Genomic DNA, 14,168 nt, shown 5'->3' on the forward strand with positions numbered 1-14,168 from the left:
TGCATACCCGTTGCAGAGAATGGCACTCAGGTATGCAGCAAGATGGATGCCGAGTATTTAGCGCTATTTGCTGAAGCGGTCAGCGAGTTGGTAGAAGTCGTTGACGTGGGCTTTGAGCACAGTGCTGCTGTGTTCGACGTTGGCAACCTCGGCAAGGTTAGTCTCTGAAACTTGAGCGATTGCATTGACATGCTGGCTAGTCTGTTGAGATTGCTGTTCTTGTTGGGTTGCAGCATCCGCCATTTGCTTTGTTAGGTGGTTGATTGCCTCCATATGATGCTCGATGGTTGCGATGGCCCGAGCTCCTTCGCCAGCCAGTTCGACGCAAGCCTGGGTATCATCACGGTTGGCCTCGATAAGTTGCTGCCATTGCCCAATTGTTGTCTGTATATGGCCGATACTCAGCTGGATTTGCTCGGTAGCTTTTTGGGTGCGGGTTGAGAGTGCCCTCACTTCATCAGCAACGACGGCAAACCCTCGGCCATGATCGCCTGCTCGGGCGGCTTCGATAGCTGCATTAAGGGCGAGCAGGTTGGTCTGTTCGGCTATGCCACGGATCTCGACCATGACATCATTAACTTTGTCAGCTTCCTGCCCAAGTTGATGAGTGGCTTCGGTGGCTTGTTCTGCTTGCTGTGCCAACTGAATGAGTTGTGACTCTGTTGCGCTTAGTTGCTGGTGGGTGTGGCTGCATTGTGTTTTGGTTTGCACGAGTCGGCCTTGGCTTTCCGCAACGTGGTTAGAGACATCTCGCGCGGCCTGTGACATGGCATCCATAGCGGTCGCTATATGCTGGATGTTTTCATTTTGGTCGATAATGGCTTGGTTGACCCGGCCAGCCGCGTTGTTCAGTTCATCGGCGAGGTGGTATAACGGCGTTGCGGAATCGGTCATTCGTCCCAATACCGTGCGCATTTTTGCCGATGCCATCTGCTGGTGGTAATCGGCAACAGAAAAGCTATCCGAGCCGGAGAATACAACCCTGCTGACACTGTCATACTGTTGTTGCCATTGCTTGATGCGTGCCGGTATGGAAAACAGTTCATCTCGAAAACAAAGAGCGAGTGCCGCAATGGGAGCGAGGCTGGCTAAATATGCCGACATTGGGCTGAAGGCGAAGTAATGGCTTGCTACCGGCATACAACCACTCACAGCTAGCAGGCTGTACTTCAATGAGGGGGGGCAGACCCACTGATAGTTCCGTCCTTTTTGTTCTGCGTTGAGCAGAGAGTGGTATATGTTCGCCGCTTTATTTATCAGTGCTGTTTTGGGTTTAACCCGTACTGATTGGTAACCCGTGATTTGGCCATTTTCGTAAATGGGGGTAACAAACGCATCAACCCAGTAAAATCCGCCACATTTGGCTTTGTTTTTTACAATTCCCCGCCAAGCTTTTCCTTCCTTTAGTCGTGCCCAAAGATCGCCGAACGCCCCTTTGGGCATATCAGGATGGCGGATAATGTTGTGATTTTGGCCAAGTAACTCGTGTTCTTGGTAGCCAGCGACACGGCAAAAGGCCGGATTACAGTACGTAATTACACCGGTGAGATCCGTAGTTGAGACTAATTGTTCGCCGTCAGGGAACACAATTTCATGTGCAGCATCGCTTCCGACAGTGTTGAGCGTTGTTGATGTAATGGCCACGATGACTCTCTAATGATTTGATTATTATTTTGACTGCATAATAAAGCATGAAGTTAACAATTATTTCAATATGTTAGTATTTAATTTCTGCTTTTTTGATAGGGCACGCAGTAAAATTTCACGGGTCTATTTTGATTTGGGTGTGATTGTACATTTTTTTTTTCGTGAAATAGCCATGCATTTTGTTGGGTTATTTGTGACTCAATGGCGTGATGTGCGTGGGTGTAATTTGTTCGCAGTGGCTATTTTTTATCAATACGCATCAAGTTTATTAAAAGGTATTTGTTAATTGTTCGAACTATCAAATAAGTTATGGGGCAACGCTTTTGAGCTTGGCGGTCGGTGGAAAATGTTTTTTGGAAACGAATGATCGTGAGGGTTGTTTTTCTTCTCTAATGGGTATTGTGCAATATCACTGAGATGAATTTAAAATCTTTGGATAATTCTTGAGAGTTATTTTAAGTTGTTGCTTTGGAATAACTTTTAATTTCTTCCTGTCACTGCCAGTTAGACGGTTTGGCTATGCTTTTCGCATTTAGGCAATCGACCTTTGAATTAATAAAAAGTAGAGGATGCTGGATGTTGTGGTTCCATAATTTGAGTTTGAAATGGAAGTTTGTTGCCCCATCATTATTAATTGTCATTATTTTTTCATGCCTTTCAGGTTTAGTGATCAAAGTATTTTCGGAGCAGGCTCGCATAGACAAAGTATTGAACCAGCAGTTAGAGCCTGTTCAGGAAAAAATCGCTGAAGGTTATCGTGATCTTTACCAGATCATTACTGCTGGGCAGGGAGTGTTACTTACTCAGGATTACAGTGAGCAACAGGCTCAGTATATTGCGTTATATCATGATGATGAATCCAAGGCGTTAGGGAGACTGACATCGGTAAGTGTTTTGCTTGATGACGGGGTGATCGCAAGGCAGCATCAGTCTATTTTGGATGAGATTAGGCAGAGCTATCAGCGTTGGGTTGAGCACTATGCATATATTGTTGCAAATCCTGTCTCTGCCGAAACGTATTTTGTGAATAACAAAACTCGAATTGACCAAGATTTTTCGGCATTGACTAGTGCGCTCGTTGAGATGCGACAAGTGTTGGCGGACAAAGAAATTGCGCTGCAAGAAGAAGTTAATCAGCAGGTATCGGTGGTTACGCTTATTCTCGAGGTGGGTGTTCTGCTTGTGGCTATTACTTCTTTCGTCTTGGCATGGTTGTTGGCTGGGATCATATTACGTCCGCTCAATCAGCTGTCTAACTCGATGGAAGAGCTTTCTAAAGGTGAAGGGGATCTTACCCAGAGAATTGATATCACCGTGAATGATGAGGTGGGGCAATTGGGTAAATCGTTCAATGGTTTTGTTTCAACTATTCATCGAACAATTCTTGAGGTTAGCAATACGTTGGAAAGCGTTGTGGCCGCGACAAAACGCATTGAAGCGGAGTCGGAAGATGTCATAGCGAAAGTGGTTGATCAGCAAGAAGAGAGCGCGTTGGCAGCTACTGCTGTGAATGAAATGAGCGTGACCAGTGATAATGTGAGCAGTCATGCCAATGCGGCTGCCGAAGCAAGTTTGAGTGCAAGTGCTGAATCATCGCAGGCTAAACATCAGCTTAAGGATGCTGTGTCATCAATGAGTCAACTGGCCAAGGATATTGATGCGTCCAGCCGCGTAATTGGTGATTTGGAACGTGATGTCGATAATATTGCGTCCATTTTGGATGTGATTCGCGGTATCGCGGATCAAACTAACCTATTGGCGCTAAATGCTGCGATTGAAGCTGCACGAGCAGGAGAGCAAGGTCGGGGCTTTGCTGTGGTTGCCGATGAGGTGCGTTCGCTCGCCAGTAAGACTCAAGCAAGTACCGGCGAAATTCAGTCGATGATCGAGCGCTTGCAACATGGTTCAAGGGAAGCCGTACTGGCGATGGCGAGCAGCCGCGATAGTGGTGATCACACAATGGTACTGGCAGAAACCGCCAATGGTTCACTGGATGCCATCAGCGATGCAATTTCGGTGATCAATGACATGAACCTACAGATTGCAACGGCGGCGACTCAACAGAGCCAAGTTAGTGATGAAATCAATCAAAATGTCCAGCATATAGCGAGTAATAGCGAGCAAGTTGTCGGGCAGGTATCGCAGATGGGGACGGCATTCAGTACGTTGACGGGTCAATGCCAGCAGCTACAGCGTCAGTTAGGACGGTTTAAAGTTTAGTAACATCCGTTGAGATGATGGATCTCATTTTAGTAAAAGCCAGCCGTGGGAGGCTGGCTTATTTTTTATGGCCTACGATTGATGTGGATATCAACGAAAATAGGAGGCCATTGTGAATAGTTTGTTGAAAGGGCTTGGTGGACTTGCATTGTTGTTATTGGTTGGCTGTGAGCCGGTTTCTCGGGGCAATACGGCTTCATTCACATTACCTCCCGGTGATGCCAAGCGGGGGGAAGCATTGTTTTTAAAGTATCAGTGTCTAAGCTGCCACAGTTTAGAAGGGTTTGAACGTCCGGCTGAAGTCGATGAGTCAGGCGTTGATGTCGCCCTCGGAGGGCGGGTACCTAAACTGAAAACGTATCAGGAATTGGTTGTTTCGGTAATTAACCCCTCGCATCGGATAGCTAAAGGTTATGACGAGGAAATGGTGAGGCGGTCGGGTGAATCAATTATGCCCAGTTATAATGATGTTATGACAGTGACTGACCTGATCGATTTGATCACGTTCCTTGAAAGTAAGTATGAATTGGAGCCGTACCAATATACGGAATACAGTCTTTATCACTGACGCACGGTGGTCGTACTTGGGTTAGCCATAAAGAAACGGCTGAGATAACCCTCAGCCGTCTGGCGTGGCCGTGGAAGCTATACTTAGAACTTCTGTGGGGCGTAGCCTGTTACTTCAGTTAGACCCATGCTGCGGCCAAGTGCAGTCATAGGGTGAACAACCACCAAACCTTTGACAGACTTCTTCAGTTTGCCCATATCAGCCTGTTCTTGTTTAGTTAGTACACGGTGGAAAGCCATCGACTTTACATCTTTGCTTTCATTGCTAACTTTGGTTGAGCGGCGGTGTTTAACGTTCTGAATCTTTTTATGAAGCTTCTCGATTTCTTCCCTAAACTGCTTGACGATAAGGTCATCATTGCGATTCATGGCGGCGGTCAATTTGCGCTGGCATGTATCCATGCGGTTGTTTAGGTTTTGAAGCTCTTTGTTTAAACTCATTCGATTACCTTTTGCTTGGAATGCTACCTGTTCTATAGAGCCAGATAGAATCTTCATAGTATATCCCAACTTTGAGAGGTATATAACAAGTTGCTGAGTTCTGAGTAAAAGAATCGTACTGAAAAATCTGTGATGAGGTTTTGATTTTTTAGTTGTGATTGGGTAGAAAGGAATACTCATCCGATTTTCTCGGGTTGCACGTGAAGCGATTCGGGAAGATCACATGTTTCAGGGCGTGAAGCGTAAGGTGATGAGAGTAAAGGCGTTTGCCTTTTGGACTTTACTTAGACATGGAAGTAGCTATGCAACCTTATATGCAGTGCCCGGCACACTTATCCCAAGAGTCGGAATTACGCGTTCGTTATAATGATGCCACCCGTGGTGTTTATTTTATCGGCACCACGCCTCCCAAAACCAGTACCGCCCTTGCTGATGTTGCGGGGATAGCCGACAAGCTTGTTGAGCGCATTCAGGATCTTGCTTTTGACGGCCTGATTGTTTACGACATTCAAGACGAAGGTTCGCGTACGAGCAAGCCAAGACCTTTCCCGTTCAAGACGACACATGACCCGCGCTACTATTCGTCCTTGCTCAATCAGAAGACGGGCAGGCCAGTGATCACTTACAAGAGTGTGGTGCAATCAGATGTTGGTGAGTTTGATCATTGGCTCTGTGAAGCGTGGGAGCAATATAACGTTAGAGATATTGTGTTAGTTGGTAGTCCTTCAACTCAGAACCAGATCTCATTGCCGTTGAATCAAGCCTACCAAGCATTGCTCGATAATACTCATCCGTTTTTTACCGGCGGGATTATGATTGCAGAGCGGCATGCAAAAAAAGGCAATGAGCATGAGCGCCTGATAGATAAATATCAGAAAGGGTGTAATTTTTTCATTTCCCAAGCTATTTATGACACTCAGGCAACAATTGATATCTTGACCCGTTATGCGCTTGAATGCCAGTCTCAGGGCATTAAGCCCCAGCGGATTATTTTGACTTTTTCACCTTGCGGCAGCGCCAAGACACTGGAGTTTATTGAATGGCTTGGTGTAAGCGTACCGGAGGCAACCAGTTTACGTATTTTGAATGCAGAAAACCCGCTGCATGAGTCTATTCGCATGTGCTGTGCCAGCCTTAATCAGATTTTGGAGGCCGTGATTGAATATGATTTGCCGCTTGGTTTGAATATCGAAAGCCTAACGAACCGCCGAGAGGAAATTGAAGGTTCTATCTTGCTCTATAAGTTACTGCGTTCAACGATGGACATGTATCTTGCTCAGCATGAGTTTCGTAAGTTGCAGGGCGTCGATAAGGTATTTTGATAGAAGGCCAGAGCAAGCTAAGGCCAGCTCTGGCTTGATCATCAAGGAAAAGCCAGCGGGTCGCAATCACTAACGAGCGCTTTGATTGTCTCTCGTAGCCAAATGGATTTGGGATTATGCTTATTACGCTTGTGCCACATTAGGGTGAAGGGGATCGCAAGCTGGTTTTGTGCCTCTTCATTTAGGGGAAGCGGAAGAGCGACCAGTTCAGGATAGTGGTGCCGGGTAAAATGGCGACAGTAACTGGGTGCTGTGGTCATGAACATGTGTTCACTTTTTGCTGCCATAAAAAGAGATTGCTCAAATGTTGATACAGTGAGGGCAATACTTCTACTACAACCCATGCTGGCTAGTACTTCATCAAGGGCCCAGCTCTCTCTTTGTTCCCATACGATCCCGATATGCCTATAGGCGAGAAAAGTATCGATATTCCATGTTTGCGTCAATGCCGGATGGCTATGGTGCATAAATACCATAGGTTGATCGGTGAACAGGATTTCATAATCAATGTAGTAAGGAAGCAAATCCAATGTTTCTTGTGAACGAGGATGGCTTTCCCTGCCGCTGAAACCAATATCGGCATTGCCATTTATTATCGCTTCAATGGAGTCATAGTCCCAATTGCGAATACCGACGGTTGCATCTTGGTATTGCTGGTGGATGCGTTGCGACAGCTTTTCGAGTGTGACCATATGCAGCGGGGACTCCATCATCAATTGAAAATGGATTCCTTTGGGTGTATCTGAACTGCGTTTTGCTAAGATCTGCGTTGCAACTTGGAACCATTCCGATAGCTCCTTCTCCATACTTAAAGCAAGTGGAGTGGGTTGCAGTCCCTGCGGAGTTCGCACGAAAAGAGGATCATCAAACCACTCCCTTAGCTTATAAAGTGACTTACTCACGGCCGAAGGCGTAACCGACAGTTTTTTTGCTGTCTTGGTGACGCTGCGTTCATGAAGTAGAAGCTGCAAGGTGAGCAGTAGGTTTAGATCTAGGCGATGCAGGGGTCTGCTCATACTTATTGGTTCTCTAGTGTCACGGGCTGGTGGCAAGTCGCGGCATTGATCTCACCAGCGCTGGGGGCTTTTATGGCGATGATCAGTCCGATATTAATCATTCCAGCCGTTACCAACAAGACAATTTGCATACTGGTGGCACTGAGGCCTAGAAGGCTGCTTAGCCAGATGAAAAGTGCTGAAAAGCTGACTTGGCATACCCCAAGAATAGAGCTGGCAAGGCCTGCCCGCGAAGAGTAAAGACTCAAGCCTTGGCTCATCATTGTACCAAACCCCATTGAAAATCCAGCGCAGATAGCGGCGATTGCAAACAGATAGCCATGCTGGCCGTATGCATCCAGCTCAGCTCCAATAAATATGACGGCTGCACATAAGAGCAGGCCTTGAGAGAGCAGGGCGACATTGCGCTGCCCCAGTTTTTCAAGCAAGAGAGGCGTTGTGAAGGATGTCGCCATACTGACCCCTGCCATACCTGCCATTGCAGTAGAGTATTGACCGGTTGTGAAGCCAAGCTGCCCCATAATCAATATTGGCGATGTATTGACATAGGTCAGGATAGCGGAAGCACACAGTGAGGTCATGACAACCCGACTGATAAAATAGGGTTGATTAAAGGACTCTTTCGAGAGGTGTGGCGTTGATTGCTGCGTAGTGCTTGTATGTGGTGGTCGGGTTTCTTTTAGGCCAAATAGGCAAAGTAGGGCGATTAGCACGGCAATAATCAACATTGTGTAGAAAAGGCTCGGCCAGGTAAAGCCTAGTAAGATTAGGTACCCGATTCCCGGGGCTAAGACGGGCACAATGCATGTAATACCGTTGATCATTGAAAGTACTTTGGCTCTGCGCTGCTCGCTGAGGGTGTCGCGCAAGATAGCAAAGGCCACGACATAGCAAAAGCCGGCCCCAATGCCCTGCAAGAAACGGGCTATAAAAAAGATTGTCGTTGTCATGCTGATTGCTGCTAGCCAGCAGCCGACGATAAAAATGCCACATCCCAATAGCGTGATGGGTTTGCGGCCGATTTTGTCAGAGCTATAGCCGCCTGCAAGCATAGTGGAAGCCATGCCAAACAGATATATTGAAAAAGCAAGGTGCAAGGCCTGCTCGTTGGCGTTAAGGCTCTGGGCTATTTCGGGTAATCCCACAAGGTAAAGATCAATTCCTAAAGGGTAAAACAGAACGAGCGAGAAGCAGCAGATAAGAACGAAGGGCATGTGAAAACCTGTAAGTCATGAGATTGCGTGACTTTACGGTGTGGTAGGGGATTTAACGAGTTTCCATTTGGACAACAGTCATTTCCTAGTAGGAAACTAGGGGGACTTGATTATTGTATTGAACGGGTAGGTGATAAATTGACGAAAGTAGATAAATCACAAAGTATATAATGATTATTATTTATAATTGATTTTCTGGTGTTAATCTATTCATTCATAATCTCATTATACTCAATACAATAAAATATCAATAAATAGATAAATTGAAGAATGCCTTAGGTTGTCGATGATAATTTTAATGCCATTAAACCAACGAGCGTATTATACGCTCGTTGGCCGGGGGAATTAAGGCATTAACTTAATTTTGGGTTCGCACCAAATCGGTTACTATCCTGAGTGCCGGATAGGAAACCACATTCAATTATTAGCCAAAAAGAGCCAATCAAAGGAATTAACCCTACCAACATCCACCAACCACTCTTGTTACGGTCATGGAAGCGTTTTACATACAAAGCAGTACCTTGCCATATAGCAAGAATGAACATGACTGCTGTAATTGCAAGGCTTGCTGTGGTCGGGGTATAGGTTTCTGTATTAAAAGTCATCGCCATTAGAGCAAAAAGAATCGCGAACTCAACCATCATTGCTAATGTGCCAAGCCAAAATTGTTTTCTGCTGATTCGACCTTTGAATGAAAACAAAACATGTTTCATGAAATATACCTAGCTATCTTATTGTTGATTTTGAAGTTGCGGATTATAGATTATTATTTTGCTGTTGGTCTACTTGTTTATTGTTTTAATTATATTTAAGTATCTTATTATGGTTGCATTTTTTGGTTTTTAAGTTTCTAAAAATAACAACTTAATATATTAATCAGTATCTTTGAATAATTATTTGCATCAAGGCGTAATCAGAAAATGGTAAAATATACCTATTAAATATAAATAAAAGGGTGGATCTTGAGGTGTATACACTCAGGGTGGGGTTGCTTTTGTTGTCTATGTGATAGTGGTATTTTTAAATATAAAGGCAGAGTATCCACTTCCACGTAATGCATCGATATAGCAGTTATAACGAGTTTGCCCAAAAGGAAAGGAATGAGGGCTCAGGCCGTCTGATACCGCAAGGTGGTTGATATTGGTGATTGCGGTTTGAACTGGCTTTTCCCACAGTCCATCAGGGCTGGATGCCAAACAACAACGAAATAATATTTCACTACGATGGACATGGATGGAGGCACTAACCAGTGTTAAGACGGTGATATTGTGTCTGCTGACGATGTGGAGGGAGTAGCGGGCATTGTCGATGGTATTAGTCGCTTGATCTTCTTTTATGATTCGTTGTGGATCTATTCCTTGCTCTATCAGCCAAGCCTTCATTTGCATGGCTTCTGTCTTACCGTTTACTGCCATTCCCCCGCTGACAATGAGCATGCTTTGGGGATGATTATTCGCGAGCGATAATGCGGTAGCCAGCCTTTGTTCGAGCATCGGGGAGATATTTCCCGTTGGTAGGAGCTTATGCCCGAGTATGACGATAGCGTGCTGTGAGGGGGGAATAGTATTGGGTACAGAAGGGATTTGATAGTTAATTGGAGTATGGATAACCCGTTCGATAGTTGTGATTAATTGATGTGTTCTTGAGGCTTGTAGGGGGAAATCACGCTCTAAGGCATTTAAATATGTGGTGGTGGCTAGATTGTCGTTATTGGCGTGATGCCAGACGGCTAAATAGTTTAGGAGCAACGCGCGTTTGGGATGATTGGCGGGCAAGAAGGTGAGTTGTGTTTGGTATTGTGTGAGTGCGCCTTTGATATCACCTGTGAATGTCATCAGGTTGGCCAAGGTGATGTTGATATCAAGTTGTTCCTCTGGGCTTGCATAGCGATGCGCAGCCTTGAGGTAAAACCGAGCCGCTTCGAGATTGCTAACGTATCTGCCTTGCAGCGGATAGTGCGTGCGTTGTGGGCTGTTATAGGCTTTGATGGCTTGGCTGATGAGGGGGGCTGCGGTCGTATCCTTGACCATGAGTTGTCTCCTTATGAGGATGGATATAGCTCAAGGTAACGTATTCATTTGAATATGGGTAGAGTTATAAAAAAACGCCGGTGCAATACCGGCGTTTTGTTTATTTGATACAGCGTAGCATGTAGTCGATGATCGGGTCGTGATTGTCCTTCATCGCCAAGGCTTTTGGCATGTAACCTGGCTTGTTGAGGATTTCGCGGGCGATCAACTCATCAAGTAATGGCTTGAATTCAAAGCCTGTTTTACCGATGAACAGCGAAGTAAGATCTTCGTTGGCATAGGCATGCAGGGCATCTTTCAGTCCTTTCAGGTACAAATAGTCCTTGGTGAAACCACCCCCACGATACGCTCGCGCAGTGATCGTGAAGGCCAGATCATTGTCCAGTCCGTAGTCATGCTTCAGAACATGGAATGTTTCGTTGAAGCTTTCGCCACGAACCATCATGTCTACCGCAATCACACGCAGGGCCAGTGTCTTCAGGCGATGCAGCGGGAAGCTGCCTGACAAGTGCTCACACAAGATAGCCAAGCCTTCTTGGGTATGCGTATTGCCTGGCAGGCCAAGCTGAAGCACTTTCAGTGGCTGCATTTCTGCGTTGGCGCTGGTAACTAGGTGGACACCAAGTTCGTGGTGGATCAGAGCATTTAGATCCATCTGGTTGAACTTAGCGCCTAGGTTCACCTTGATATTTCGGCCACTGACCATAGCTCGGGCGATAAGCTGCTTCGAACCGGCAATTTTACATTTTACGCCATAGTCTTCAGCCGCTACCTTGAATGCCTGAATAGCCTGCTGCGCAGTGATGGTCTCTTCTTCCGGTGCATCGTATTCACATGCATGCAGAATAAAGTTGGCATTGGCAATATCTTGCTGATCCGGCTGGCCGTAGTAACGCAGTGAGTTATACAGGAACTCATCAGTACCGATGCTGGTTAGCAGGTCGATACGAACAGCTAGCTGATCAATAACCCGGCGGTACATCTGTTGGATATCGGCGTCACGGATTTCCTCTACCGGCAGGCGGTAGAGTTGCTCGCGGAACTTGTACGGGTCCAGATCCAGCTGGCGATACGTGAACGATGGCTGGTAATCATGCGGACGGTGCAAGAAGCGACGCTTTTCCTGCTTGATATTCAGTGGGTTGATATAGCTAAGCGTATTCACACCACGGGCAATCTTGTACAGCTGGCGGTCAAGCTTGAGTACTTCACGAGGAAGCTTGGAACTCAGAATGTCGCTGCTGGTCAGTTTCTTGACCTTGGTTCGGCGCAAAATGGTTTCTGCAGCATGTTCGCTCAATACGGTCTTCATTTCCGCTTTCATCTTTTCGATGACTAGCGGGTAGCTCTCACCACGGAGCTCATCCATGTAGACCTTTTTGATTTCCAGCGGCATGATCAGGGTATTGGCAAAGTTGTTTTTAACAAACGTTGCCTGATAACCCATACCTTGGAAAATATCATTGACCTTGGCTGTCACATCGATGTTTGGTAGCTCGATATTGGACAATTTATCCATCAGGCTATCGATTTCTTTGCGCCAGCGGCGGGTATTCACCTGCTTGGTGCCAAGGTTGAACACTGGTACTTCGCGTTCGTGGCGCTGGTGGTTGTACGAATGCATATCGTACATCAAACACAGACCGAAGCGGCTTTCTAAACTATCGATAAGACAGCCAAGAATGCGGTAGTAGGTGTTGTGTTTTTCCAGCGAAACGGCACGTTCATCTTCGGTAAGGGCTTCTGTCCAAACCGGTTTGCCCCAAGCTTCATCGTAGATACAGTTATCCGGCCCACGGTTGAGATCATACTCATAGCGTGAGTCTTCGCCCTGCAGAACGATAGGCAGAGAAGAAATGAAATCACCGGTAAACGGATCTTCCTCGAAGTAGCGTTCTTCTTCTGTCAGCAGACATTTCGGCATCAGGTCACCGCGTAGGCGGTGACCATGATGGATTGCCGTGGCAATGAACGGCTGAAATTCGCTGATGCGAATTGTCAGGCTGCCGTCATTGAGCTGAGCTTCAAACGGGATCCCTTCGCGGATATTCTCCAGGATCTGCTGTTCAGATAGCTGTAGCATCGGCAATTACCTGACGGAATTCATTTTTACGTGCGATGCTAACTTCTTTTGCTTTAACAACAGTTTCTGCGAAGTCAATCACTTGTGCCTGTAGCTTAGTGCGGTTCAGGCGGTTGATACGGGTAATGCCGCCAGGGCTTAGTACGTTAACTTCAACCAGTTTGCCGTTGATTACGTCTAGACCTACGAAGTACAGACCGTCGCGTACAAGCTTAGGACCAATGTGCTTACATAGACGTAGCTCTTGCTTAGTCAAAGTGTGCTTAACTTCTTTACCGCCAGCGTGGATGTTTGAGCGAACGTCACCCTGTGCTGGTACGCGGCGCATTGCACCGATAGGCTCACCGTTTAGCATCATGATGCGAACGTCACCTTCTTCGGCACCTTCGATGTAGTCCTGAAGGATTACATAGTTCTGGTTGTCGCCGATGTAGAAATCAAGTAGTGACTTAACGCTTGATTTTGCGCTCTTCTCGATCAGGATAACGCCTTTGCCGCCGTAGCCGTTTAGTGGCTTCAGGATCATGCGGTCGTTGGTGCTTTCTTCCAGAACGCGCTCTAGGTAATCACGGTTTTTAGAAACGTGAGTCACCGGGATGAATTCGTTATTTGGATCAGGCAGCGATGTTGTGTATAGCTTGTTGTTTGCTACGCGTAGGCCATCGATATCGTTCATGATGAAAGTTTGATCACGAACAGAATCAAGGAAGTTCAGCGCCATAGTGTCTAGCGGCGGGTTGGCACGCATAAAGATCACGTCGAAACCAGCTAGTGGTAGTTGAGCGGTGTTGAACTCTGCCTTGCGGTAGAAGCTAGGGATGTTTTGTGATACTTCGCCTTGTTTCAGTACGTGACAGAATGCGATAGCTGTGCTGTGGCGCATAGTCAGGTTGTTTGGCGTTGTAATTGCAACCGTGTGACCACGACTTGCTGCTTCGTGGATCATGCGTAGGGTTGAGTCATTCTCTGGCTCAACTTTGTCCCACGGATACATAACAAAACAAATTTTCATATTTACTGTGCCCAATAGCTGTCATTTTGACAGGGTGAAAAGAAGTAAGCCATCACACTCTCGTGGATGGCTTACTGGGTATGGTTTATTTTTTTGGCTGCACCGCAGCACTTTTTTGTTTTTAGATATCCAGATCCGGATCGGAATCTGAATCATCATCTTCGTCATAGCTGCCGCCTGCTTTGCGTTGAGATACGCAAAGGGTGTAGCTACGAACTTTGTTCGAGGTTTTATGGATGTATTTCATCCAACATTTGGCGTAATTGGACTGAAGTTCCGTATCGCCCTTTACTTCGGCAACGAATTCTTGCTCTGCTGGTGTCTCTGGAGACAGAGAACCCTCAGCAAGTCCACGCATTGTGCGGCCATAGTTTTCTAGCAGTTGAGCTTCATTGACGGTGAAGACACCTGAACGGTTGAAGCCTCGCGGGAAATTTTTATCGTCGTAAAATTTGCCTACACTTCTCATTTAATATGCTTCCGTATGAGATTTGCGCTGATATTCTTTCACAGATGCAGAGATGTAAAATGAATTATTTTTCTTTATACGATAAAAATAATTGATTAAGTGATCTTTAATAAGGAATGTATTATCGTTGCTTTACCTCCCCCCAAA

Annotated in this window: 12 protein-coding genes; 3 read left to right on the forward strand and 9 right to left on the reverse strand. The window is 46.1% G+C overall.

Annotation, left to right across the window (positions count from 1 at the left end; translation table 11 throughout):
* Positions 1-63: 63 nt before the first annotated feature.
* Positions 64-1,644 carry a methyl-accepting chemotaxis protein gene (locus tag ACSF8X_RS16985; RefSeq protein WP_420835129.1) on the reverse strand — a complete coding sequence of 527 codons (1,581 nt, stop codon included), beginning with the start codon at positions 1,642-1,644 and terminating at the stop codon, positions 64-66.
* 579 nt (positions 1,645-2,223) lie between these two features.
* On the opposite strand from ACSF8X_RS16985, the gene ACSF8X_RS16990 reads away from it, so the two are divergent.
* Both ACSF8X_RS16990 and ACSF8X_RS16995 read left to right on the forward strand, forming a co-directional pair.
* Positions 2,224-3,867: a methyl-accepting chemotaxis protein gene (locus tag ACSF8X_RS16990; RefSeq protein ID WP_500851755.1), complete on the forward strand. Its 1,644-nt coding sequence runs from the start codon at positions 2,224-2,226 to the stop codon at positions 3,865-3,867.
* Between the two features lie 112 nt (positions 3,868-3,979).
* Entirely contained in the window at positions 3,980-4,435 is a 456-nt protein-coding gene (locus ACSF8X_RS16995; protein ID WP_500851756.1) for a c-type cytochrome, read from the forward strand.
* 83 nt (positions 4,436-4,518) lie between these two features.
* On the opposite strand, the gene ACSF8X_RS17000 is transcribed toward ACSF8X_RS16995, so the two are convergent.
* Entirely contained in the window at positions 4,519-4,875 is a 357-nt protein-coding gene (locus ACSF8X_RS17000; protein ID WP_047880014.1) for a YibL family ribosome-associated protein, read from the reverse strand.
* A gap of 302 nt (positions 4,876-5,177) precedes the next feature.
* On the opposite strand from ACSF8X_RS17000, the gene ACSF8X_RS17005 reads away from it, so the two are divergent.
* Positions 5,178-6,197 (forward strand): methylenetetrahydrofolate reductase, encoded by a 1,020-nt coding sequence (locus ACSF8X_RS17005; protein ID WP_047879816.1) that lies wholly within the window; start codon positions 5,178-5,180, stop codon positions 6,195-6,197.
* Between the two features lie 41 nt (positions 6,198-6,238).
* Here ACSF8X_RS17005 and yidZ read toward each other — a convergent pair whose 3' ends face one another.
* The 7 genes from yidZ to ACSF8X_RS17040 all read right to left on the reverse strand — a co-directional run bounded on the left by yidZ (position 6,239) and on the right by ACSF8X_RS17040 (position 14,021).
* Entirely contained in the window at positions 6,239-7,213 is a 975-nt protein-coding gene (gene yidZ, locus ACSF8X_RS17010) for an HTH-type transcriptional regulator YidZ (RefSeq protein ID WP_500851757.1), read from the reverse strand.
* Positions 7,214-7,215: 2 nt separating this feature from the next.
* A complete protein-coding gene (locus tag ACSF8X_RS17015; RefSeq protein WP_500851758.1) occupies positions 7,216-8,427 on the reverse strand; it encodes an MFS transporter in 1,212 nt (403 codons plus the stop codon).
* Between the two features lie 353 nt (positions 8,428-8,780).
* Positions 8,781-9,140 carry a DUF805 domain-containing protein gene (locus ACSF8X_RS17020; RefSeq protein ID WP_500851759.1) on the reverse strand — a complete coding sequence of 120 codons (360 nt, stop codon included), beginning with the start codon at positions 9,138-9,140 and terminating at the stop codon, positions 8,781-8,783.
* A 288-nt stretch (positions 9,141-9,428) separates the two neighbouring features.
* Positions 9,429-10,457: a YdcF family protein gene (locus ACSF8X_RS17025; RefSeq protein ID WP_500851760.1), complete on the reverse strand. Its 1,029-nt coding sequence runs from the start codon at positions 10,455-10,457 to the stop codon at positions 9,429-9,431.
* Between the two features lie 100 nt (positions 10,458-10,557).
* The gene (locus ACSF8X_RS17030; protein ID WP_047879821.1) at positions 10,558-12,540 is read right to left on the reverse strand and encodes a flavohemoglobin expression-modulating QEGLA motif protein; all 1,983 of its coding nucleotides are present in this window, start codon (positions 12,538-12,540) and stop codon (positions 10,558-10,560) included.
* The gene (gene gshB, locus ACSF8X_RS17035; RefSeq protein WP_047879822.1) at positions 12,524-13,552 is read right to left on the reverse strand and encodes a glutathione synthase; all 1,029 of its coding nucleotides are present in this window, start codon (positions 13,550-13,552) and stop codon (positions 12,524-12,526) included. Before gshB ends, ACSF8X_RS17030 begins: the two co-directional genes overlap by 17 nt.
* Positions 13,553-13,673: 121 nt before the next feature.
* Entirely contained in the window at positions 13,674-14,021 is a 348-nt protein-coding gene (locus ACSF8X_RS17040; RefSeq protein ID WP_047879823.1) for a MaoP family protein, read from the reverse strand.
* Positions 14,022-14,168: the final 147 nt, after the last annotated feature.

It is taken from the genome of Photobacterium panuliri, from assembly GCF_059920555.1.